Source organism: Candidatus Desulforudis audaxviator MP104C (genome assembly GCF_000018425.1).
Classification (GTDB): domain Bacteria; phylum Bacillota; class Desulfotomaculia; order Desulfotomaculales; family Desulforudaceae; genus Desulforudis; species Desulforudis audaxviator.
The window spans coordinates 11,642-34,931 of the sequence record NC_010424.1 but is presented as its reverse complement, the minus strand read 5'-3'; the positions used below and the strand labels follow the sequence as shown (position 1 = coordinate 34,931).

Here is a 23,290-nt window from a genome sequence, read left to right as displayed (position 1 = left end):
GGATTGTTATTGCTGCTGCTGTTGTTGTTGAGCAAACAGCTGCACTGAACTCGGAAAACTGCCAAGTGTGGAAAGTAGCGACCATCCGGATGGTTTTGGAGTGGTTGTATCGTGACGATACCGGCTGTTAGCGGGGGAGAACCTATTCGTACAATACCTCTCCCCTCCTGGCCCTTTTTTACGGACGACGAAATTCAGGCTGCTTCGGCACCCCTCAAGTCTGGCAGGGTAAACTACTGGACCGGAATGGAGGGGCGCTTGTTTGAGCAGGAGTGGGCTGACTTTGCTGGTTGTGAGTACGCCGTAGCCGTCGCTAATGGAACTGTAGCTCTGGAACTGGCCTTGCACGCGCTGGGGATCGGGCCGGGCGATGAGGTGATTGTGCCATGTCGGACATTTATTGCTTCTGCCAGCTGCGCAGTTGTTCGGGGGGTGACGCCGGTAATGGCCGACGTTGACCCAGTCAGCCAAAACATTACCGCCGAGACTGCAGCCGCAGTCCTGACGCCCCAAACTAAGGCGATCATCGCGGTGCACTTAGCCGGGTGGCCGTGCGAAATGGACCCCATCCTGGAACTGGCTCGGGAGAAGGGGCTCTACGTAATTGAAGACTGCGCGCAGGCGCATGGTGCAACGTACAAAGGTCGGCCGACAGGATCTTTTGGGGATGCGGCCGCTTTTTCCTTTTGCCAGGATAAGATCGTAACCACCGGCGGCGAGGGCGGAATGCTTACTACCAACCGCCGGGAAGTCTGGGAGAGGGCCTGGAGCTACAAGGATCACGGCAAGAGCTATGATGCTGTCTATCACCGGGAACACCCGCCGGGTTTTCGCTGGCTACATGAGTCTTTTGGCACCAATTGGCGGTTGACCGAGATGCAGGCGGCTATCGGGCGGGTGCAACTGAATAAACTGCCCACCTGGGTGGAAAAAAGGCGGCGGAACGCCGCCATCCTGACCGAACGGTTCGCCGAGCTACCGGCGCTACGCGTTACCTTGCCCCCGGAAGATATCGGTCATGCTTACTATAAGTATTATGCTTTCTTACGCCCTGAAGCCCTAAGGGACGGCTGGAACCGGGACCGGGTGATAGAAGCGATACGGGCCGAGGGTATCCCGTGCCATAGCGGAAGCTGTAGTGAGATTTATCTTGAGAAGGCGTTTGAAAAAGAAGGACTACAGCCGGCCCAACCATTGCCGATTGCCAAGGGGCTGGGGGAGACTTCCCTGGTTTTCCTGGTGCATCCGACCCTCTCCGAGACGGACATGGACGATACCGCCCGGGCGGTGGAGAAGGTGCTGCAATTCGCTACCCTGGGCTGACACTGGTATGGGTACTCGTTCCAAGTATCGTTACGGGTTGGACTTGGTTTTTATGATTCGGGCCGGTACACCCACAGCTACACTGTTATCGGGAATATCGAATATGACCGCCGCACCCGCACCGATGATACAGTTGCGACCGATTCTTATCCCGGGGATCACCACGGCTCCCAGGCCCAGATTAGTCAACTTGCCGATATGCACGCCGCCGGCCAACCTGCAGCCGGGTCCTATATTAACGTAATCCGAGATTTGACAATCGTGGTCCACGCCGGCGGCGGTGTTTATGATGCACCCCCGGCCGATGTTCGTGCAGGGATTTATCACCGCACCCGCCATAATCGCCGTACCGTCTCCAATGATGGCATCATCGGCAATAATGCTGCCGTCGTGTATGGCGCTAAGAAGTTTTGCCCCCATTCCCATAATCTGTTCAAGCTTGTTTTTTCTTTGCGCGGGATCGCCGATGGCAACATGCCATCCTTCCACCAGATGTATAAAACTACTGAGATTTTCCGGGGAATCATAGTGCACTGGACCATGGAAATAGCTTCTATCTATAGATGGGGGATTGCTGTCAAAAAACACAAAACCGCCTCTGCCGCGGCGATTAAAAATATCGACAACCACCTTGGCGTGTCCCCCGGTTCCAACGATACCGATCACACCCAGCACCCCTGGCACCCGTCTTACCCAAGCAAGTTCTTTATGAGTTGGTATATGTCGCCTGACGGATTTGAGTAGACTCCTTTATGAATGGTTTTCTCGAGAAAAGCTTGTGTCATCATATGCAGCCTTTTGCGCCAGCGTTCACTGTGACACAGCCTGGAGATTATTCTTGCTAACTGCTGCGGTGAAGAAGCCACAAAACCCGCTCTGGAACGGACCAGGAAGGCGTTAATGTCATTGTTGTTTGTTTCATAATGGTATGGGAGTGCAGGTTGCAGGACGATCAGCCCTTTCCCCCTCAACGCTCCTTCAATAGCGGTGCTGGAGGATATGGTCATTAAAAAATCTATGTTCGGCAACAGGTCCGGTAGCTTAGCCCATTCCGGCACTACCATAATGCTCCCTGTCCTGGTAAAAGGGGCGTAATTTGTAGTGTCGCTGGGGTGGGGTTTGATCAGCACCGTCACCGGGTTACCGATTACCGCCTGTTCAATCCATCGGGCCAGCTCTTCGTTAACCTCCCGGGAAAAGGGCTGGGAAGTAAATAGAACCACGAAATTTTCTGCGGGATAATCAAGCTGAGACGCCAAAGTATTCCTGTCCAGGCTGGCGGGGTGGAATTCATACTCGAAACGCAGGTTCCCGGTACAAATGATGCGGGCAGGGTCAATCCCGCGTTTTTCCAGCCAGTCCCGGTAGTATTCCCCCCAGGCACAGTGGTATGTGGCCCTGGTGGGAATCAGGTTGCGATTCGTGATGACGTGAGTGGGAGCGTTAATGAAATCGAGGTTGTACAGTGCCGCCAGCAGGGAGAGAGTGGTTCCCGGGTTTACCGCCTCCACGTTGCAGAGGATCACCCTAACGGGGTAGTCCAGAATCATCCGGTCAAGGACGTGAACCAGTTTCACGGAAGAGATCAGCAACCGGCGGAACCACAACCGGAATTCCGTTGTGCTGAAAACCGGGTGATGCTGCAGGCGGAACAGTACCGGGTCTAGTTTTTTAAGTAACGCCGCCACCTTCAACCGGTCCGGCTGCGCGTTTTCAATCTCTCTTCTAACCCTGAAAACCCGGTAAAACTCTGAGAGATGGCGGTCGGCCATTTGCTCATCCCGGGTGGAATATGCAATAGTCAGCACCTTGGAACGGGGAAAACGGTCTAAAGTAAAGGGTATGTACTGCACCTGCGCGACCAGTATATCCCTTGCGCTGTCCTGGGAAAGGTCCTCAATCACCGGAGGCCTTCTTTCCAGTACTCTCTGTACATCCCCGATGGTGTATAAACCGTGTCTCTTCTGGAGCTGCCGGATCAGATTCCAATTACTAAGGTTTTGATCCACGAAACTCCTGATATGCATGTGATAGTCTCTCACCAGCGTCAGTGGGAGTTCTATCCCGGAGGATTTTAGAAAAGAAAAGGTTTCCACGAACTCCTTGGTCAATGCGTACCGCAGGACATGGTGGGGGTTCAGTCTCTCGTCCCCGTACAATGATTACTCTCCCTTTAATATGCTCAGGTACAGGCCCTCGGCCTTTGAACATTGCTCCTGGATTGTCGGCAAAAAACCAAGGTCTTTGCCGTACAGGAAGGCCCGGGTCATGCGGTAAATCCCGGGCTTATACTCCCGGTCAGGCCGGTCATCCAAGGGCACTTTTCTCTTTTCACCCAAGGATTCGCGTTGCTCATAGAGCTCTTCCAGGGGAGCCAGAAACAACCGCCTTTTTCGGGTCAGCATTTCCACGCTCCAGTTTCCCGGTGCGCCCCAGTCCGCCCGGCAGGTAAAAAGGGCTCCCTTCGAGGTGACACCGGCACCGGCGAAGACCGCCCCTGCCGGGTGCCATGAGGTACTTCCCGCCGTAAAACAGTTTAACCGCGCGGGGGCTCCGCCCAGGTGGAAGGCCAGGTCGATGACGTGCGTGGAGTTGGCGAGCAGCCAGTTTTCTTTTATTGCTGCACTGTTCTTCGATGCCTCCACCTTCTGGCTTAGTTCAGTGAACTCGAAAGAAAAGGAGCGAACTCCCCCGTCCTCGGCTATCAGCTCCCGGGCCCGTTTTACAGACGCGTAAAAGCGCCGGTTGTAGGCCACAAAAACGGCCGCCTTTCTCCTGCTCGCCAGGTTGCTGGTGCGGCATATTTCCCCGGCATGCAGCCCCCCCGGCTTTTCCACCAGGACCTTTTTCACCCCCCGAAGCAGCAGCTGCTCCACCGCCCGGGCGAGTTGCTCCACGTTAACGGCGACAATGGCCTCTCCTGGTACGTTCCGCCTTCCATTCAGCCACCTCTCCAGTCCCCCGGTGTACGCCGGCTCTCCCGTTTGAGCTGAGAACCGTTCCGCTGAAACGGCGCCCCTCCCCACCGCGATAAAGGGTTGCTGCAGCGCGGCTAAAACACGGGCGTACTCCACCGCCATGCGCCCGGTTCCCACCAGTAAAACCGGAGAAGGATTAGAAACACCCATCTTGGCGTGATTCCTGGTTCCGACCTTACCTATCATGTGTAAACACCCCTGTGCCGGCGTCTTCTTCAAGCAGGGTCTTTATGAACCGATACATGTCTTGTGATGGAGTGGACAAAGTGCTTTTATGGATGGTTTTAGACAAGAATTCTTGCGCCATCTTATGCACGTGCCTACGCAATCGTTCGCTGGAGCAAAGCTCGGCAATGCAATTCTGCAACCGCTCCGGGGATGAAGCGACAAGGCCTGCCTTCGCTTTGACCAAATGCGAGTGGTATTCATTGTCATGGCGGTCATATTGGTAGGGCAGCTCCGGTTGTACGACAATTATTCCCTTCCCCAGCAGTGCGGCCTCGATAGCCGTATTTGAAGATATTGTCATAATGAAATCGATGTTCGCCAGTAAATCGTACAACTTGATTGATTCCGGCACTTCAATGATCCGACCCGTTCCAGTAAATGGATGATAGTCCGTCTTATCGCTGGGGTGCCGCTTGATTAGCACGGTAACCGGCTGACCGGAGATTGCATGTTTGATCCATTCAACCACAGCACGATTGACTTCTTCCGGAAGTTTTTGGGTTGTGTAGGCAACAATGTAGTTGTCTTCCGGGAAATCAAGTTGTGAGGCCATTGTCTTTCTGTCCAGGTTTTTGGGGTGCCGGTCATACTCGAACCGCAAGTTTCCCGTGCAGATTATTCTAGAAGCGGGAATACCTCTTCTCTCCAACCAGGTGCGGTAATTCTCCCCCCAGGCACAGTGATAAGCGGCCCTGGTGGGAATCAAGTTGCGATCCGTATTCAGAACAAGCGGCGCGTTTACGAAGGGAAGGTTGTAGCGTGCCGCGAGAAGAGACATTGTGATATCGGGGTTTACAAGCTCCGCCTCACTTAGGATGACCCGGATCGGTTCTTCCAGGAAAACCCGGTTCATCATACCAACAGCTTTCACGGAAAACAGCAGCGCTTTTCGGAGCCATGTCCGGAACTCCGGTCGGCCGAAAACCAGGTGTTTTGTATATTTTCGTATGAGCAGGTTTGCTTCTGTTAATACCGCCGATACCGCCTGCTGATTCGGACGCGCTTCCTTTAACGCCTTTGCATAATCAAAAACCCGGTAAGAAGGAGGCATTTTCTGATCACGCACAAATATTTCTTCCTGCGGATTTCTTAGAATAATCGATACTTTAGCATCGGGAAAGCGATCCAGGACAAAACGAACAAATCTGGATTGAACTGCTAACATGTTTCTGCCACTGTCTTGCGATAAGTCCTGCACAACGGACGGCCTTCTCTCCAGGGCTTTCTGCGCATCGCGAACGGAATAAAGACCGTGCGTATCCTGTAACTGACTGATCAGAGGCTGATTGGTCAGATTCTGATCGACCAGCGACGCAATATGCAGGTGGTAATTCCGAAGCAAGGTAAGCGGCAATTCCAATCCCGAATATCTGAGTGAAGAAAAAGCTTCCACGAATTCTTTGGTCCAGCCGTAGCGCAGGAGATTATGCGCGTTAAGCGTATCTTCCCCGTACAACCGTATCTACCTCTTTTGGAAACACAACCTTAATTAAGTATTGTCTTTATGAATTGATACATATCTTTAGACGGCGTGGATAAAGTGCCATTCCGGATGGTATTGTTAAGGAATTTTTGCCCCATTGCATGTAGATTGTTGCGCATTTCCTCACTCCGACAGAGATCGGCTAAAATGTTGCGTAAGCTTTTTGGTGAAGAAGCAACAAAGCCGGCCTGGCATCTGGTCAGAAAAGAGTGAAAATCGTTATTATTGAGATCAAAATGATAGGGTAGTTCAGGCTGAAGAACAATAATACCCTTTTGCAGAAGTGCCGCCTCAATAGCCGTGTCTGAAGATATGGTCATGATAAAATCGATGTTCGGCAACAAATCATACAGCTTGAGCGACTCCGGCACTATAACAATGCGGCCCGTTTTGGTAAATGGACCATAATCGAACTTATCGTAAGGATGAGGCTTAATGAGTACCGTTACCGGGTGGTCGGTGACTGCCTGATTAATCCATTGGGTCACAGCGCGTTTGACTTTGTCGGAGAAGGGTTGAGTTGTGTACATGAAAACCAGATTGTTTTCGGGGTAATTCAGCAGTGATTGGATGGATTGTCTGCTGAAGCTGCTGGGGTGTCGATCATATTCGAAGCGCAGGTTTCCTGTCAAGATGATTTTGGAGGCTTCAATACCTCTTTTCTCCAACCAGGCCCGGTAATACTCCCCCCAAACACAATAATAGGCGGCTCTGGTGGGAATTAAGTTCCGGTCTGTAATTAGGCTGGTCAACGCGTTTACGAAGGGAAGATTGTACTGAGCCGCCAAAAGGGAGAGGGTCAGACCCGGATTCGCGATCTCCCCGTTACTCAGTATCACCTTGATCGGGTTTTCCAGAAACATCCGCGTCATCACGTGAACCATCTTGATGGAAACCAGCAGCAGTTTACGAAGCCACACCTTGAACACGGGCTGACCGAAGACCATGTGTTTTGTATGCTTTTGCAGGAGCAAGTCCGCTTTTGTCATCACAGTCAATATCGCGCGTGGATCCGGATGTGCTTTCGATACCTCATCCAAGACTTTGAACACCCGGTAAGACCGGGGCAGTTCACGGTCGGGCAAAAAAACCTCTTCCCGGGAGGACCATAGAATAACCAGTACATCAGCGTTGGGGAAACGGTCCAGAACAAAAGGAAGAAACTGTGCCTGCCGTGTATGCACGGCTAACATATTCCTTTTACTGTCTCTGGATAGGTCCAGCCTGACAGTCGGCCTTCGCTCCAGGGCCTTCTGGACATCCCTGAAACTGTAAAGGCCGTGCTTTTTCTGCAACTGACTGATCAGAGGCTGATTGCTCAGGTTCCGGTCGACCAAGGGCGCGATATACTTATGGTAGTGCCTCAGTAACGTGAGCGGCAGCTCAATTCCTGAATACTTTAATGATGAAAATGCTTCGAAAAACTCCTTGGTCCATCCGTAGCACAGAACATGATGTGGTTTCAGTAGCACAGACCCGTACAGCGGAATCACTCCCCGTGTGAAATTAGGGCGCTGTTTCCGTAAAACAACATACAAGGCAGCAGCACCGGGCGGAATCGGCCGGTCAAGTGATCGGGCATAATCCCTCTTCTTCCCATTCCCGCCGGCCGGTTTTCGGTAACAAAGCCTGCAGGAGAAGTACATGAAGCCGTGCTGACTCTTCAAAGGTCGGCAAATCAGACACCCCTTCGTTCAAGATTTGTCTGGCCACGAGGTGGGTAAGCCGGCTCTGCTTGGGAAAAGGCAGAGGCACAGCGCGCCAGCGCCAGCCCGACCGTGGTTCGGCCACCCATGCCGTCTGCTCGTTCAGCCGGTAGATAAACCGTATCGACTCACAGAAAATGGTGAGCATGGGGGGGGCCGAGCCCCGACGGTAAGAGGTAATCCGCACAGTACCCCCTTTGCCATTCCGCGCAGTCAGGGTGCCGGTGAATTCGACAAAGCCGGGCCGTTTGGCCGCAGCTAATTCCTGATCGAGCAAGCTTGCATCCAGGATGATATCATTCCGGCCGCTCAGGAAAACAAACAGATCCAGGTGGTGGATGCTGTTACATCCCAGGCCCAGGTGCGAGGCGCAAAATGAGTAATTCAAAGGAAGACCTTCTGTTTTTCGCCGCAGCAGCTTGAAAAAGGCCATCGCCCGCAAGGGGCAGTTGACCCAGGCCTTTACCCCGTTCCGCCCAAGCAACTCCCGGATCCGGCCGTAATCGGGAAGCTTCTGAAAGAGTATCTTCTCCAAAACCAGATACGGTACCGTAACCCTGGCCAAAAGATCCTCCAGCACCAAGCGGCGCACATCAGCCTTAACCGCTACCACGGCCAGGTCCAGCTTGGAGGGAAGCCCTTCCAGGTTATGGCGGTAGCGCACGGTGATGGTTCGTCGCGGTAAACCCGCTTCTTGGAGCGCCCGCTCTGCTTTCAGCAGCGCTTCTGCTGAAGGATCAACTACTTCCAGGGTCACGGGCCGGTCCATCAGTGACAGCGCTTCCAGGTGGCGCCGCCCGATCACCCCCGATCCGATTACAGCGATCACGGCCGGCTTTTTGATGCGCTCAGTCCCGGAACAAACCCGCGTTTTCCGGCTGTGTTTAGGGGTGATCATTTGGACGCTCTCCCAGAGATCAGTATTTCAACAAGCTCAAAATCCAGCATATCGTCGATATCTATGGATCGCTCCTTCGGCATGAGCACCGCACCGCAGGGTTCAGGCAGCATTGAAAAGCCGCGGCCCGGAAAGCTGTTCATCCAGAAAGCGTAAACGGCCCCGTTCAACTGGTATGCCTTCTCCAACCGCTGCCGCATCCGCCACGGATTGAATCCATCTACAAAGAGGAATGGCTTGCCGCCTGAGATTCGCCAGGCCTGGTAAGGATGGAGCGCCGCTTCCGTAAAGGTCGCCGCCGAGTTGTACCCGTTGTGCAGTAGCTTCAGGCAAGCCGTAATGTCTTTTCTTTCCCGCAGTGGACTGGTCGGCTGAAGGTATACCATTATGGCCTCCCTTACCCCTGTCTCCCGGAACCGCCTAATGGCATCCCTAACCACATCGGCGGGTAGCGCATCGTCTCCCGCCAGATGACCGGGCCGCCAGAGTATCTCTGCACCATAAGACCGTGACACCTCAGCTATTTCGGGGTCATCGGTAGAGACCACCACCCGGTCGATTGCCGCCATACTCCGGGCCAGGTCCACCGTCCAGGCCAGCAAGGGCTTTCCAGCCAGAGTTCTTATGTTCTTGCGGGGAAGGCCCTTACTCCCGCCTCTGGCGGGGATAAAGGCGATTACTCTTGGCGAATCATCCATTTGTTTCATCTCCCAGGGACTGTTTTATTACCGGACGGAGTAAGGCCACTAATTCAGGTACGCTCCATTTTTGAGCCAAATCAGAGCGGTACTCATTGTGACGTGCCCGTTTAAAGCGGGCCTGGGGGGTACTGCTGCTCTGATGGGGCAAAACCACGTATAGCTGTTCATTTTCAAACAAGCGTTTTGCTTCGTCTGCAAAAAGCAATTGTTCAAAGCTCTTTTCTCCCGGCCGCGGTCCGGTTAGCACGAACTGGGCTCCGTTCATGTTGCAATCTGAAAGCACGGCTTTCATGGCTTGCACCAAGTCACCCAAGCGCACGCTTTTCATTTTAAAGATAAATGTCTCTCCTCCCTGACAAAGGAAAGCAGATTCTTTGATTAACTCAACCGCCTGTGGGATGGTCATGGCAAAACGGGTCATGGCCAAATCAGTAACTTGCAGCGGTTGACCAGAGCGGTACTGTTCAAGCCACAAGGGGATAACCGAACCCCTGGAGTTAAGGACATTGCCGAAGCGTATCGAGCAGAATCTGGTTTGCACGTCCGGCCTGCGGGAGGCCTCCTGGATCAGCTTCTCCGATAAGAACTTGGTGGCGCCCATGATACTGGTGGGATGTACTGCCTTATCGGTACTGATATTAATCAGTTTCTGAACCCTGTTCTCCAGGCACGCTCTAATAATATTGACAGTGCCCATGGTATTGGTCAGTATCGCTTCCTTGGGATTATCTTCACAGATGCCGATTTGCTTCAAGGCGGCTGTATGAAAAACCAGGTCCATACCCCTGGTCGCTTCCTTCAAAGTTTCGTATTCCCTAACATCTCCCAGGATAAAGGAAATGTTTTCCTTGGAGATCAGCCTCTGTTTCATCATGTACTGCTTGCTGTCGTCTTTACTCAGGACTACCACTCGGGTAACGCCATGATGCAACAGGCTTTTTACCAGTTCCGATCCGATGGAACCCGTGCCACCGGTGACCAGTATTTTGCGCTGACTAAAAAAGCGGTCGTACCAATCAGTTTTTTTCAATTGAACCACCATCTTCTGCATATACTGTTAAAATATGTATACGTTGGGATTGTGTGACACATGGGTCTTGGCCTCAGTATGATATACTGCACGATTGTCGGAGGTGAAACCAGGGTGATCATGAAGATAGAGAATAAAAGAATTTCCCTTCAAGACCGGGTTTATATAATCGCCGAGGCCGGGGTCAATCACAACGGCTCGCCGGCGATGGCGGAAAAGCTGGTGGATGCCGCCCGGGAAGCGGGAGCAGATGCGGTTAAATTTCAGATTTTTAAGGCCGAAGACTTACTAGCGCCGGGCAGGTTCCCTGCCCAGAGAAAGACTCTGAGCACGCTGGAGCTTACAGGGGATGATTTAAAACGTTTAAAAGCGTACTGCCACGACGCGATAACTTTTCTTTGCTCTCCATTTGACCATCATAGTGCTGGTTTTCTGGATCAAATAGGGGTGCCCGCCTTCAAAGTGGGCAGTGGCGAGATTACCAACCTGCCGTTGCTGAAAACCATAGCTTCATTCCGCAAACCGGTAATCTTGTCTACAGGCATGTCCGGCTTAAGGGAGATAGAAGGGGCTCTGGCGGTACTCCCGGGGGTGCCTGTCGCCCTGCTGCACTGCACTACAGATTATCCCGCCCGCTACGAAGACCTGCACCTTAATGTCATTCATACGCTAAAACCGGCTTTCGGCAAGATCGTGGGCTACTCCGACCACTCACCCGGCGTGGAAGCGCCGCTTGCTGCTACGGCACTCGGCTACAAAATCATCGAGAAGCATTTGACCCTGGACCGAAATCTCCCAGGGCCGGACCACCGGGCCTCTCTTGAACCCTGGGAGTTTAGAAGAATGGTGCAGGGAATTCGCCGTGTTGAGAAGATGCTGGGAAAGACATTGAAGACAGCAACTGTCAGGGAAGCAGGAATCAAGAAACGAGTCCGCAAGTCGCTTTACCTTGCCAAGAACCTGCCTGCCGGACATCGCCTGACTCTCGAAGACCTGGTTTCGCTCAGGCCCGTGACGGGCATTGAACCGGATCGCTGGGACGAAGTGTTGGACCGAAAACTGAAGTGCAATAAATCAAAAGGTCAGCCGCTCTACTGGCACGACCTGGAATAGGGAAAACCGCATGCGAATACTGTGCTTTACTGGAACCAGGGCGGATTACGGCATTTATCGTCCTCTCCTGCAGGCGTTGAACCGGGAAGAGGATATCAATCTGCGACTGGTGGTAACGGGAATGCACCTGGTGGAAGAATACGGCCGCACCATAACCGCAGTGCAAAAAGATGGGTTGGAAATAGTTGCTGCCCCCTCGATTCTTGTCCGGGGTGATGCTACGTGCCAAATGTCACAGTCCGTAGGCCTGGCAGTGCTATATTTTGCGGAGATATTATCATCCCATTGTCCCGAATTTGTCCTGCTGCTGGGGGATCGCGGTGAAATGCTGGCCGCCGCCGTAGCGGCTCATTACCAGAACATCGGAATTGTCCACCTGTATGGGGGAGAATGCAGCGGCTCCGCCGATGACACGGTACGGCACGCCATATCCAAGCTGGCCCATCTTCACTTTGTCTCCACGCGGCGTTCCAAAGCCAACCTGATAAGCATGGGCGAAGAAGCTTGGAGAATCGTCCCCGTGGGCACTTTGCGGAAACACGATATTAAAAGAGCAGGCAACCTTCACCCGGAACTTGCAAAGGCCTGGTCAGAAAAATATCACCTCAACAGCGGAACAAAAAACATCCTGGTATGCATGCATCCTGACACCAAGGAAGAACTGGAACTCTCCAAGCAGATCGATTCAGTAGTGGATGCCCTTGATGGGATTAATGAAGCCAATATTATTATCATCGGACCAAACAGCGATGCCGGGTCTGATTTGTTTAGAGATAAGTTGGTTAACTTCTCCAACAAGAGGGGTAATTGCACCTTCTTGGCCTCCGTAGACTCCGATGAATATCTTTTTCTACTATCCCGCGTAGACCTACTAGTGGGTAATAGCAGTAGTGGGATCATCGAAGCTCCCTTTTTCAACCTGCCTTTTATCAACGTGGGCCGCCGGCAGCAGGGGCGTGAATGTGGATCCAACGTGTTAAGTCTGCCTTACCATAGCCGACTCATCCGGGAAGCCATAGTGAAACTGCTGCAAAGTGCCAAGGGGGAAGTAACCTGGAACCCTTACGATCTATTGGATGAACCGGCCCGATTGATAGTTCAAAGATTAAGAGAAATGGCCAATGCCAAAAAAGTGTGGCACAAGAGCACCGTCTTTTGAGTTATTCGGGTGATACCGTCCACCTGTTTTTGGGGTCCAAGTGGACGGAATACCCCGAACTTGATGAGTTACTCCGCAGCGGGTTTCTTATGACGGTTGATATTATTCATTGTTCTGGGACGGATAGGGTGGCCAGGTCGGTTGGTATTCCGCGGGGCACTGACCGACCGCTTCGTCACACTCGGCTGGTTCAGGCGGATAGCCGTAGCTGGGAATCATCAACTGAACATCTGCTTCGAGCTTTAGCAGCAACAACACGCCAACGCAGCAGGTGACTGTAACGAAATTCTCACCCTCATCCGAAACGAAGCATAGCAAACACTCGGGATAGATGTGGCACTGGGGGCTTAGTTCTGGTTCTCCCGCCCGCTCCATAAAGAATAACTTTTCGATTTGCATCGTCCCCGTACCGGTCGTTTCGTTAACGATGGTAGTGACCTCCAGCTCGGCCGTGACTTTCACGACATTGCCGTCCAGCTTCTGGCAGTGCAAAGTCAACACGGTTACGTCCCCACACTCCGCAGTCAGCTGTTCGTGAGCGGGCACGATGGCAACCTCAATGTCGATCTCCTTCGTCTGGGTGTGCACGCATTCCTCATATACTCTCTTTGCCTTGATCACGTTGATTTCCGTTGGTGGGGGACACTGCGGCTCGCCGTTGACTATCGGGCACGGACCAGGCTGGAGACCATCATTCTGCCTTTTGTCACCCATTTTACTGGGAACCTCCCCCTGGTATAATTTTAGGTTTATGTATATATATGGTATGCAAGGGCGCTTGTGCGTGTGCACGTTTTCCCTCGGTAGGGCGGCCGACGGTTTGAAGTGCACGGGCGCTCATCCATGTTATGGCTTTTCAGGGAATATGTTACTAGTAATTTCCGCCGTTCTGGAGAGAGCTTAACGGGTTTGTCCGGCTTTTGACCGAAAAAGCAGGCCTGAGACGGGCTCAAGCCTGCCTGCTAAATCATTTCTTACCCTTACAGCCCTTATGTCCAAAGAGCAAACTCCGGGGATTGTTATTGCTGCTGCTGCTGCTGCTCTGGGCCGGGTAGGGCGGCCAAACCGGGTCGTACTGCGGGGGGCACTGACCTACCGCCTCTTCACATTCTTCCGGTTCGGGCGGATAGCCGTAACTGGGAATCATCAACTGGACATCCGCTTCAAGCTTCAGCAAGATCAGCACGCCCACGCAGCAGGTGACTGTAACAGTCTCCACATCCGTAGCCGAGATGAAGCATATCAGGCACTCGGGATAAATGTGACACTGGGGGCTCAGCCCTTGTTCTGCCGCCCGCTCCATGAAGAAGAACTTTTCGATTTCGATGGTGCCCGTGCCGGTCTCTCCGTTGACGCTGGTGGTAACCTCCAGTTGGGCTTCGAATTTTACAATGTTGCCATTGAGGACCTGGCAGTTTGAAGTCAACACGGTTACTCCTACACACTGGGCAACAAGCTCAGGACTCGGCGCGATGGCGACTATGATTTCAACTTCCTCCACTTGTGTGTGCATGCATTCTTCAAATACTTTGGTCACCTTGATGATGTCGATTTGCGTAGGCGGAGGGCACTGCGGCACGCCGTCGACCAGCGGGCACGGGCCGGGCTGGACACCATTATTCTGTCTCTTGTAGGGGGACATTTTTTGCATACCTCCTTCCGATTATGCTAAAGTTTCCTTTGATGTCGATATATGGTATGAAAGGACGCCCTTCGGTGTGCTCATTCCACGGCGAAAAGTTCAATACTTTGTTGTCTGGTACAATCCACCCCAGTGTCACACATCTATGTAGGCCATATTATACTCATGAGGAGGAAGATGTTCCCACATGCGATGGTGGCTACCATATGGATGAGTTGTCCAAACTGCTAAACATCGGGATGCGAACGGGTACACCGTTGCAAACAACTCCAGGGAGGGGGTTTTAGGCGCGGTGGAGCGACTCCGGTTTGCCGATTGAACGCAGCAACCTTTAAATGTGGAGGTGCCGGCATAGATTTAAATTCTGGTGATGGTGATCGTCCTGGTCCTTGCTTCATAGTCCACCCGGGACTTGTCGGCCTGGAAGATGCCGGTCCCCTCCCCCAGGCCGGTGGCCCCGTACCCGAACACGGCGGCGTAAACAAAGGCTACAAAAGCCGATGCCGCATAAGTTAATATAAACATATGCAGTCCAAAAACCGGAAAGTCCTTTTCTTCTGGAGGTGAGACCTTGCGTTCAAAGGATAGGCTCCTCCTCCAAATCGGTTCGGCAACCCAGAAATGGTTGAATACCAGGATTCCTCCCCGCAAGGGCCTCCGGTTCGACCGGAACCGCGTCGAACACGCGGCGCCCGGCGTGGCGGTCCTGGTGAACCGCCACGGCAGGATCACGGCCGGCCCCTTCAACCGCGGCGTCTTCCGGGTCGGGTTGAAAAGCGTATACGGAGAAGAAGCTTGGTCCCAGCACCGCTCTTGGGCGGTCGACCCGGCACAGCAAAAACCGGAGGGCTGGGAGTTCAGGACTGAAGACGATGATTTTGAGTTCATTTATTGGTTGACTGACGGTTGTCAAGCCCGCATACGGCTTGACGTCACGGAGGGGACCCTTTCCACCCGGATCGGACCGGAGTTGCTGCTGGCTGAAGTACTTCCTCCGCAAACTACCAGACGGTGGCTCCTCGTCAACCAGCACCTGCCGCGGGCCGGCGCGGTGAGGGTTTTCGGCCTGGGGGAAAACACGCCCCCCATGGACAAAGCCGGGCAGAAGGTCGTGATGTGGAACACGGATGATTCTGATTACCGGATCGGAGATAACCCGCTTTACAAGTCTTTGCCCGTGGCCGTATTCCAGTACGTCAATGGACCGGCTTTCGGACTGGTTTTTGAGAACCCGGCCTACGCGCAGTTCGATTTCTCCGCCGACGGCAAAAAAATGCGCTACTCTGTACGGGACACCGAGTTGAACTACTTCATCCTACTGGGACCGACCCTCCCGGAAGTAATGGGCCAATTGGCGTCGCTGACCGGCAAGCCGGCTCCCCTGCCCAAGTGGGCTTTGGGGTACCAGCAAAGCCGCTGGAGTTACGCGCCTTCCGGGCGCGTGCGAGAAATCGCCGCCGGTTTCAGAAACCGGGACATCCCTTGCGACGTAATTTACCTGGATATCGGCTACATGGACCGGTACAAGTGCTTCACCTGGGGGGAGGGCTTCGCGGATCACCGGGACTTGATTCGGAAGTTGCACAGCCAGGGTTTCAAGGTCGTTACCATCCTCGATCCCGGAATCAAAATCGAGCCGGGGTACCACGCCTACGACACCGGTGTCCGCCGGGGGGCCTTCGTGACCGATAAAAAAGGCAAAAACATCTCCCGGGTGGTCTGGCCGGGACCCTGCCATTTTCCCGATTTCCTCAATCCCGCGGTCCGGGAATGGTGGGGGGATCTGGTCAGAGCGTTCGTGGAACTGTCCGGAGTGGACGGCATCTGGTGCGACATGAACGAACCTTCCACCTTCGACCTCCGGCGCACATTACCCCCGGGGGCGAGGCACAAAGTGGCGGAAACAGTGACCCTCTCCCACGAGCGGGTGCACAACGCTTACGGCCTGCTGATGTCCAAGGCCACCCACGACGGACTCCTGAGGTTCACCCCGCTCCCCTACGTCATTACGCGCGCAACCTACCTGGGGGGACAGAAATACGCCGCCACCTGGACGGGGGACAACGCCAGCACCTGGGAACACCTTCGGGCCGGCATCCCCATGATTCTAAACCTCGGGCTCTCCGGCCAGCCGGTCACGGGACCGGACATCGGGGGTTTCCGGGGCACGCCGTCCCCTGAGCTTTATGCGCGCTGGATCCTCCAGGGCGCCCTGTATCCCTATTGCCGGACCCACACCTGTCAGGGTACCGGGGATCAGGAGCCGTGGTCGTTCGGTCCGGACGTGGAAGCCACCGCGCGCCGGGCCATTAAGTTGCGTTACCGACTCGTTCCCTACCTATACTCCCTCATGTTCGAGGCGGCCCGCACCGGCCAGCCGGTTATGCGACCGATTTTCTATGATGCACCGTCGGAAGGGACGCTGAGACCGGATTATTACGAAACCGAGTTCTTGCTTGGCCCCTACCTGCTTGCCGCCCCGCTGATGGACCCGGCTCCGATACGGACCTGCCATCTCCCCCCCGGGAAATGGTACTCGTGGTGGTCCCGCCGGGAACGCACCGGGGGACGTGATTATGAAACGACCTTCGCGGAAGATACCGACCTGCCCCTGTTCATCCGGGAAAACGCGGTCGTACCGTTGTACCCGGAACCACCGTCCTTCATCCCGGACCATTCTCTGAGCGACCTCGAAATAGTCATCGCCGTGGAGGACCGGGCGCAAGGGCTGGTGGTGGAGTATTTCGACCGGGAGGCGCTCCTCGCTTTTCCCGTGCAGGCGGTGACCGGAAAAGGCCACATCGAGGTGGAAGTCGGCTTGATCAGGGAGGGCGCCGTTCCCCCGGCATACCGTCCCCCCGAAACCCTGCATTTCCTGATGAACCGCCGGATTCGTCGCCTGGAACTGTCTTCGTTCCACGAGGCACACTCCCTCGCCCCCGACCCGGCGAACGGCGCCTGGACCAGAATCACGATCACCGGTCCTGCTTATCCCTTCCGGGGCCGCTTTGTCCCGGGGTAACCATACGATGGTAAAGAATCCTACCTGAAATATTCAGCGGCTATTTCCGGAACAACGACTTCGCATCTGGCTAAAAACAAATGGCGGAGAGAGTGGGATTCGAACCCACGAGGCAGCTTTTCGGCCGCCTACTCGATTTCGAGTCGAGCGCCTTCAACCGGACTCAGCCATCTCTCCGCGTTGTTGACTTGTTGATCTGGTGTTGTTACTTGCGCAGTGCCCGGAAGAACCTCTGGACGATCTCCCGGCATTCCGCTTCCAGCACACCGGGGATGACCTCCACCTGGTGGTTGAACCGCGGCTCCCGCAGGAGTTCGACCACCGAACCGGCCGCGCCGGCCTTGGGATCAGCCGTCCCGTAAACCACTCGGCGTACCCGGAACTGCACCAGGGCCCCCGCACACATCGGGCAGGGCTCCATGGTGACATAGACTGTGGCCCCGCTGAGGCGCCAGTCGCCGGATACCTGCGCCGCCTGCCGCATCGCCAGGAGTTCGGCGTGGGCCGAGGCGTCATTGTCGGCCTCGCGCAGGTTGTGCCCGCGCCCAATGATTGTCCCGTCCTGCACCACAACGGCGCCGACCGGAACCTCACCCTTGGCGTAGGCCTTCTCAGCCTCCCGCAACGCTTCGCGCATATACCCGGCGTGCACCGCCAGGTCCGGCACATGGTTCACCCGCTGATCAAACCCTGCCTAGTTACTGAATGCGCCCCGTGCCTTCCTCCCGCCGGTCCCACCTCTCACTTCCGGCCTCCGACTTCCAAAATGGTGCGCCCGGAGGGACTCGAACCCCCGGCACGCGGTTTAGGAAACCGCTGCTCTTTCCTCCTGAGCTACGGGCGCATATTGGTCACCGGTCGTCAGTCGTCGGTGGTCGGCAAGGGAGACGATCTGCATATTGACCGGTTCTTCTTCATCGGTTGTCAGGCAAGGAGATTCGGCTCATATAAACTAGAGGAATGCAATTTCTGCATTCCTTCCGCCGGTCCCACCTCTGACTTCCGGCCTCCGACTTCCAAAATGGTGCGCCCGGAGGGATTCGAACCCCCAACCTGCAGATCCGTAGTCTGACGCTCTATCCGTTGAGCTACGGGCGCATATTAAGTCGTTGGCCGTCGGCAACTAACCCCTAAGTGTCCGGGAATGAAGTGTCCGGGAATGCGTAACCCGCGGATTCCTACCCCTGTTCCGACGACCGACCACTGACCACCGACCACCGACCACTATTTATATGGCGGAGAGAGAGGGATTTGAACCCTCGAGACAGGTATTCACCCATCTACTCGCTTAGCAGGCGAGCGCCTTCAGCCTACTCGGCCATCTCTCCGCGTCTGTCCGCCGGTCCTCAGTCGCCGGTTATATAGCGTTCCGGGGACTGACCACCGGCGCCGGCCCGGCTGCTCCCCGGCGGCCGCCGCATCTCTTTCCGCCGGCCCGCTTCCCCGCCCCGATTCCGACATGGCGGAGGGGGTGGGATTCGAACCCACGGAACCCGTCTTGGGTTCAACGGTTTTCAAGACCGCCTCCTTAAACCGCTCGGACACCCCTCCGGGGCTGCCTCACAGGCAAGTAACACTATAGCACATCGGGCCGGCAGTGTCAATAAAACCGGCCCTGTCGGGCCGGTCAAGGCATTCAGCCGAGCGCGCCGAACCCCCGCCGCGGATCCGTTCCGGTACCGGAAGCCGGGGTTGAGGGCCCGGTTTACAGAACCTATTTCCTGGTGATCCTTTCCATTCCACCCATGTACGGCCGCAGCACTTCGGGAACGGTCACCGTGCCGTCGGCCTGCTGGAAGTTTTCCAGAACGGCCGCCAGCGTCCGGCCCACGGCCAGTCCCGAGCCGTTTAAGGTGTGCACGAAATCGGCCTTCGCCCGCGGGTGCGCCCGGTACCTGATGTTCGCCCGCCGGGCCTGAAAATCGGTGAAGTTCGAGCACGAGGAGATTTCGCGGTACACTCCCTGTCCCGGCATCCAGACCTCCAGGTCGTAGGTCCGGGATGAGCTGAAGCCCAGGTCACCGGTGCACAGGAGCACCACCCGGTACGGGAGCCTCAGAAGCCGCAGGACCTCCTCGGCGTCGCGCACGAGCTTTTCCAGTTCGTCCTCGGAATCCTCCGGCCGGGTGAACTTCACCAGTTCGACCTTGTTGAACTGGTGCTGTCGGATCAGGCCCCGGGTATCCCGCCCGGCCGCGCCAGCCTCGGCGCGGAAGCAGGCGCTGTACGCCGCGTACTTGCGGGGCAGGGTGTCCCCGTCCAGGATTTCGTCCCGCAGATAGTTCGTGACCGGAACCTCGGCCGTGGGCACCAGGTAGTAGTCCTCGTTTTCCACCTTATACATGTCGGCGGCGAACTTTGGCAACTGCCCGGTGCCGGTCATACTCTGGGCGTTCACCAGGAAGGGCGGGAACAGTTCGGTGTAACCGTGCCGGTCCACGTGCAAATCCAGCATGAAACAGATCAGGGCCCGTTCCAGGCGGGCGCCCGCACCCCGGCAAAAGCTGAACCGCGCCCCGCTCACCTTGCCGCCCCGGGCAAAGTCAAGGATGTTCAGCTCCTCCCCCAGTTCCCAGTGCGGGCGCGGCTCAAACCCGAACGCGGGCGGCTCGCCCCAGCGGCGCACCTCTTCATTGTCCGTGTCCGCCCGCCCGAAGGGGACCAGCGGGTGGGGGATGTTCGGCACCTGGAGCAAAAGTGCCTGCAGGTTTTCTTCCACCTGCCGGATTTCCCCGTCCAATTCCCGGATTTGCTGAGACACATTCCGCATTTCCGCAATCAGCTCTTCGGCCGGCTCGCCGGCCTTCTTCAGGCGGGCGATCTCCTCCGAAACCGCGTTCCGGCGGTTCTTGAGCCTCTCCACCGTGAACAGCTTCTGGCGCCACTCGTCGTCCAGGTCCAACAAGCGGTCCAGATCGAATTCGGCCCCCCGTTTCTCGAGGGCCATCCGGACGGCCTCCGGGTGTTTCCGGATGAACTTCAGGTCCAGCATCGGTTCACCACTCCGGCACGTTAGTTGTCTACAGGCTCACCATCCGCACGTCGAGTATCCCGTCCACCCGGCGGATCGCCTCCAGCGTCTCCGGGGGCACCGGCGAATCGATCATAAGCACCATCACAGCCCGGCCGCCGATCACCTTGCGCCCGACCTGCATGGCCGCGATGTTCACGTCGTGCTGCCCGATCAGGGTCCCCACCGCCCCGATGATCCGCGGCCGGTCGATGTGCGGGATGATCAGCATGTGCCCCTCCGTCACGGCGTCCACGCGGTACCCGTCGATGAACACCACCCGGGGATCGTTGCCCCGGAACAGGGTCCCGGCCAGCTCGTGTTCACCCTCGCTGGACGCCGCCTTTACAGTCAGCAGGCCGACATAGTCCTCCACCCGGTCCACCCGAGTCTGGCTGATTTCAATCCCCCGGTTCCTGGCGATGACCGGGGCGTTCACGTAGTTCACCCGTTCCTGCAGAATGGTGTCTAGAAGCCCCTTAACCAGGGCCGTGGTGAGCGGGTCGATCTGTCTGAACCGCGCCAGTTCCCCGCTGTAGGTAACCTCGATCCGCTTCAGGCGCCCCGCCAGGAGCTGCGCGTGGAAGCGGCCCAGTTTCTCGGCCAGCCCCAGGTAAGGCCCGATCTCCTTGAGGATGTCGGGCTTAAGCGACGGGATGTTCACGGCGTTTTTCACCAGTTCGCCGCGTAGGGCGGCGATTACTTCCTCGGCCACGTCGACCGCCACGGATACTTGCGCTTCACGGGTCGAGGCCCCGAGGTGGGGCGTGCAGATAAAGTTCGGCAGTGAAAAAAGCGGGCTTTCGGTCTGCGGTTCCTTTTCAAACACGTCCAGGGCCGCACCGGCTACCTTGCCGGAGACCAGCGCCCGGTAGAGGGCCTCCTCGTCCACGATCCCGCCGCGGGCGCAGTTGATGATCCGCACTCCGTCCTTCATTTTCGCGAACGCGTCGTCGTCCAGCAGGTGGTAATTCTCCTTGGTCAGGGGCATGTGGACGGTGATGAAGTCCGCCTTCCGGAACACCTCCTCCAGCGGCAGGAGAGTCACCCCCAGGTCCCGCGCCCTTTCCTCGGTGATGTACGGGTCGTACGCCACCACGTCCATCTCCATGGCGTGGGCCCGGCGGGCCACGCCGCTGCCGATCCGCCCCAGGCCCAGAATGCCCAGGCACTTGTTCCGCAGTTCCACGCCGACGAAAGCTTTCTTGTCCCAGACCCCGGATTTGAGGCGCGCGTCGGCCTGGGGCAGGTTTCTCGCCAGGGACAGCATCAGGGCCATGGTATGCTCCGTGGCGGCCATCGTGTTCCCGTCCGGAGCGTTGACCACGATGATCCCCCGCTCGGTGGCCGTGGAGACGTCGATGTTATCCACACCCACCCCGGCACGCCCGACGACCTTCAGATTCGGCGCGCTCTCCATCACCCGGGCCGTGACTCTGGTCGCGCTGCGCACGATGATCCCGTCAAACTCGGAGATGACCGCGCACAACTCGTCCTCCGTAAGCTTGTTCCGGACCTCCACCCCGACCCCTTCCCGCAGGAGGACGTCTATCCCCTCCTGGGCCACGTTGTCGGTCACCAGTACTTTCACTGTTTCACACCTCCCAGGAACACTTTCTGAGCCGCGGCCACCCCGCCGCCCAGCGCGACTTTGCAGCCCAACTCGGAAAGGGCCATCTCCAGAGCCCCCAGTGCGGTGATCACGTCAACCCGATCCACGTAGCCCATGTGGGCGATCCGGAAGATCTTCCCTTTCAGCTCGGACTGGCCGCCCGCGAACAGCACGCCGTATTTATCCAGCAGCAGTTTGCGCAGGTCGTCGACCTTCACCCCTTCCGGACCCTTCACCGCCGTTAACAGCGGCGAGGCCGCCTCTTCCGGGGGCAAAAGCTCCAGACCCAGGGCCTTGACGCCCTCACGCGCCGCCGTGCCTAAAAGCCGGTGGCGGGCGAACACCGCTTCCAGCCCCTCCGCCAGGATCAGGTCCAGGGCGGCGTCCAGAGCGAAGAACAGCGAAACGGCCGGCGTAAAGGCCGTGTTCCACTTGGCATGAGCTTTTTTTGCGGCCTCCAGGCTGAAGTAGTACCGCGGCGACCGGCACTCGCCCACCAGCGCCCACGCCTTCGGGCTGAGGCTGATCATGGCCAGACCGGGCGGGGTCATCAGCGCCTTTTGGGTCGCCGTGACTAGGATGTCCACGCCCCAAGCGTCAGCCGGCAAATCGACACCCCCCAGGCCGCTCACCGCATCCACGGCCAGGACCGCGCCGTGGTCCCGGCACAGCTCCCCGAGACCCCGGATGTCGTGCAGCACGCCGGTGGAGGTCTCGTTCTGGGTGGCCAGCACCAGCTTCACGTCCGGATGGGCCTTCAGGGCAGCCCGCACCGTTTCCAGGTCCACCGGCATCCCCCAGGGGAAAGCCAGTTCCAGAACCTCGGCACCGAACACCCGGGCCAGGTCCCGAAAACGCTCGCCGAACTTGCCGGCCACCAGCGCCAGTACCTTGTCGCCGGGGTTGACCGTGTTGGCCACGGCCGCCTCCAACCCCCCGGTCCCGGAACAGGTCAGAATAAGCACTTCGTTCTTGGTCTGCAGCACCTGCTGGAGTTTGGCGTGCAGTTTTGCCGTGAACTCCGCGAAGCCCTTACTCCGGTGGCCCACCATCGGCCGGGCCATCGCTTCCGCCACCTGGGGCGGCATAGGGGTGGGGCCCGGGATCATCAGGCGCAGTTTCCTTGACATTGATTCGCTCTCTCCCTTTAACATTACTTTATTACTTTTTTACTTTTTTCACCGGGGCAAATGAAAAATAAAAAATAATAGAAAACCCCCCGCCCTCGTGAAAGGGACGAGAGGATACTCCCGCGTTGCCACCCTTCTTGGCCGGCGCCTGACCCGGCGCGGCCCACTCGGATGCGGTAACGGGCACACCGTTCCCGCCTACGTTGTCGACGGGACCCCTTCGGGGAGGAATTCGCCGCTTCCCCGGCCGGTTTG

General features: G+C 56.6%; 19 protein-coding genes, 5 tRNA genes and 1 other annotated feature (1 of these 25 only partly in view). Of the genes, 4 read left to right on the top strand and 20 right to left on the bottom strand.

The genetic code is table 11. The features are described from left to right. The first annotated feature begins 111 nt into the window (after positions 1-111). A complete protein-coding gene (locus DAUD_RS00165) occupies positions 112-1,323 on the top strand; it encodes a DegT/DnrJ/EryC1/StrS family aminotransferase (RefSeq protein ID WP_012301191.1) in 1,212 nt (403 codons plus the stop codon). Positions 1,324-1,353: 30 nt separating this feature from the next. On the opposite strand, the gene DAUD_RS00160 is transcribed toward DAUD_RS00165, so the two are convergent. From DAUD_RS00160 to DAUD_RS00125, 8 genes are all read right to left on the bottom strand, one after another. Continuing rightward, positions 1,354-1,989 (bottom strand): acetyltransferase, encoded by a 636-nt coding sequence (locus tag DAUD_RS00160; RefSeq protein WP_166485043.1) that lies wholly within the window; start codon positions 1,987-1,989, stop codon positions 1,354-1,356. Positions 1,990-2,012: 23 nt separating this feature from the next. After that, positions 2,013-3,482, bottom strand: coding sequence for a glycosyltransferase family protein (locus tag DAUD_RS00155; RefSeq protein WP_012301189.1), 1,470 nt, complete (start codon positions 3,480-3,482; stop codon positions 2,013-2,015). A gap of 3 nt (positions 3,483-3,485) precedes the next feature. Next, a complete protein-coding gene (locus DAUD_RS00150) occupies positions 3,486-4,487 on the bottom strand; it encodes a Gfo/Idh/MocA family protein (RefSeq protein WP_012301188.1) in 1,002 nt (333 codons plus the stop codon). Then, positions 4,477-5,985, bottom strand: coding sequence for a UDP-N-acetylglucosamine 2-epimerase (locus DAUD_RS00145; RefSeq protein WP_012301187.1), 1,509 nt, complete (start codon positions 5,983-5,985; stop codon positions 4,477-4,479). The genes DAUD_RS00150 and DAUD_RS00145 overlap by 11 nt, the downstream gene beginning before the upstream one ends. Before the next feature lie 29 nt (positions 5,986-6,014). Further along, positions 6,015-7,205, bottom strand: a complete 1,191-nt coding sequence (locus tag DAUD_RS00140) for a CDP-glycerol glycerophosphotransferase family protein (RefSeq protein WP_242647892.1) — start codon at positions 7,203-7,205, stop codon at positions 6,015-6,017. 373 nt (positions 7,206-7,578) lie between these two features. Beyond that, a complete protein-coding gene (locus DAUD_RS00135; RefSeq protein ID WP_012301185.1) occupies positions 7,579-8,616 on the bottom strand; it encodes an oxidoreductase in 1,038 nt (345 codons plus the stop codon). Then, on the bottom strand, positions 8,613-9,314 hold the full coding sequence (locus tag DAUD_RS00130; RefSeq protein ID WP_012301184.1) for an acylneuraminate cytidylyltransferase family protein: 702 nt from the start codon (positions 9,312-9,314) through the stop codon (positions 8,613-8,615). Before DAUD_RS00130 ends, DAUD_RS00135 begins: the two co-directional genes overlap by 4 nt. Continuing rightward, positions 9,307-10,368 (bottom strand): SDR family NAD(P)-dependent oxidoreductase, encoded by a 1,062-nt coding sequence (locus DAUD_RS00125; RefSeq protein WP_012301183.1) that lies wholly within the window; start codon positions 10,366-10,368, stop codon positions 9,307-9,309. Before DAUD_RS00125 ends, DAUD_RS00130 begins: the two co-directional genes overlap by 8 nt. Positions 10,369-10,467: 99 nt before the next feature. Here DAUD_RS00125 and DAUD_RS00120 point away from each other — a divergent pair, with 99 nt between their 5' ends. Both DAUD_RS00120 and neuC read left to right on the top strand, forming a co-directional pair. Continuing rightward, on the top strand, positions 10,468-11,460 hold the full coding sequence (locus DAUD_RS00120) for an N-acetylneuraminate synthase family protein (protein ID WP_041570980.1): 993 nt from the start codon (positions 10,468-10,470) through the stop codon (positions 11,458-11,460). Positions 11,461-11,470: 10 nt separating this feature from the next. After that, on the top strand, positions 11,471-12,619 hold the full coding sequence (neuC, locus tag DAUD_RS00115; RefSeq protein WP_012301181.1) for a UDP-N-acetylglucosamine 2-epimerase: 1,149 nt from the start codon (positions 11,471-11,473) through the stop codon (positions 12,617-12,619). 102 nt (positions 12,620-12,721) lie between these two features. Here neuC and DAUD_RS00110 read toward each other — a convergent pair whose 3' ends face one another. The 3 genes from DAUD_RS00110 to DAUD_RS12200 all read right to left on the bottom strand — a co-directional run bounded on the left by DAUD_RS00110 (position 12,722) and on the right by DAUD_RS12200 (position 14,786). Then, positions 12,722-13,207: a hypothetical protein gene (locus tag DAUD_RS00110; protein ID WP_166485042.1), complete on the bottom strand. Its 486-nt coding sequence runs from the start codon at positions 13,205-13,207 to the stop codon at positions 12,722-12,724. 379 nt (positions 13,208-13,586) lie between these two features. Then, positions 13,587-14,261 carry a hypothetical protein gene (locus DAUD_RS00105; RefSeq protein ID WP_012301179.1) on the bottom strand — a complete coding sequence of 225 codons (675 nt, stop codon included), beginning with the start codon at positions 14,259-14,261 and terminating at the stop codon, positions 13,587-13,589. A gap of 357 nt (positions 14,262-14,618) precedes the next feature. Then, a complete protein-coding gene (locus DAUD_RS12200; RefSeq protein ID WP_166485041.1) occupies positions 14,619-14,786 on the bottom strand; it encodes a hypothetical protein in 168 nt (55 codons plus the stop codon). 46 nt (positions 14,787-14,832) lie between these two features. On the opposite strand from DAUD_RS12200, the gene DAUD_RS00100 reads away from it, so the two are divergent. Further along, positions 14,833-17,283, top strand: coding sequence for a glycoside hydrolase family 31 protein (locus tag DAUD_RS00100; protein WP_012301178.1), 2,451 nt, complete (start codon positions 14,833-14,835; stop codon positions 17,281-17,283). A gap of 81 nt (positions 17,284-17,364) precedes the next feature. On the opposite strand, the gene DAUD_RS00095 is transcribed toward DAUD_RS00100, so the two are convergent. The 9 genes from DAUD_RS00095 to DAUD_RS00055 all read right to left on the bottom strand — a co-directional run bounded on the left by DAUD_RS00095 (position 17,365) and on the right by DAUD_RS00055 (position 23,035). Further along, positions 17,365-17,460 (bottom strand) — tRNA-Ser (locus tag DAUD_RS00095). Positions 17,461-17,488: 28 nt separating this feature from the next. After that, complete coding sequence (tadA, locus tag DAUD_RS00090) at positions 17,489-17,959, bottom strand: tRNA adenosine(34) deaminase TadA (RefSeq protein WP_012301177.1); 471 nt, start codon at positions 17,957-17,959, stop codon at positions 17,489-17,491. A 91-nt stretch (positions 17,960-18,050) separates the two neighbouring features. Then, positions 18,051-18,127: transfer RNA gene (locus DAUD_RS00085), tRNA-Arg, on the bottom strand. A 178-nt stretch (positions 18,128-18,305) separates the two neighbouring features. Then, positions 18,306-18,381: transfer RNA gene (locus DAUD_RS00080), tRNA-Arg, on the bottom strand. Between the two features lie 135 nt (positions 18,382-18,516). Then, positions 18,517-18,611, bottom strand: a tRNA-Ser gene (locus tag DAUD_RS00075). A gap of 132 nt (positions 18,612-18,743) precedes the next feature. Beyond that, positions 18,744-18,834: transfer RNA gene (locus DAUD_RS00070), tRNA-Ser, on the bottom strand. Positions 18,835-18,997: 163 nt separating this feature from the next. Further along, positions 18,998-20,275: a serine--tRNA ligase gene (serS, locus tag DAUD_RS00065; protein ID WP_012301176.1), complete on the bottom strand. Its 1,278-nt coding sequence runs from the start codon at positions 20,273-20,275 to the stop codon at positions 18,998-19,000. A 28-nt stretch (positions 20,276-20,303) separates the two neighbouring features. After that, a complete protein-coding gene (gene serA / locus DAUD_RS00060) occupies positions 20,304-21,884 on the bottom strand; it encodes a phosphoglycerate dehydrogenase (protein ID WP_012301175.1) in 1,581 nt (526 codons plus the stop codon). Then, positions 21,881-23,035 carry a pyridoxal-phosphate-dependent aminotransferase family protein gene (locus tag DAUD_RS00055; RefSeq protein ID WP_012301174.1) on the bottom strand — a complete coding sequence of 385 codons (1,155 nt, stop codon included), beginning with the start codon at positions 23,033-23,035 and terminating at the stop codon, positions 21,881-21,883. The genes serA and DAUD_RS00055 overlap by 4 nt, the downstream gene beginning before the upstream one ends. Before the next feature lie 99 nt (positions 23,036-23,134). Further along, positions 23,135-23,290, bottom strand: a binding site (T-box leader) (it continues 61 nt past the right edge of the window).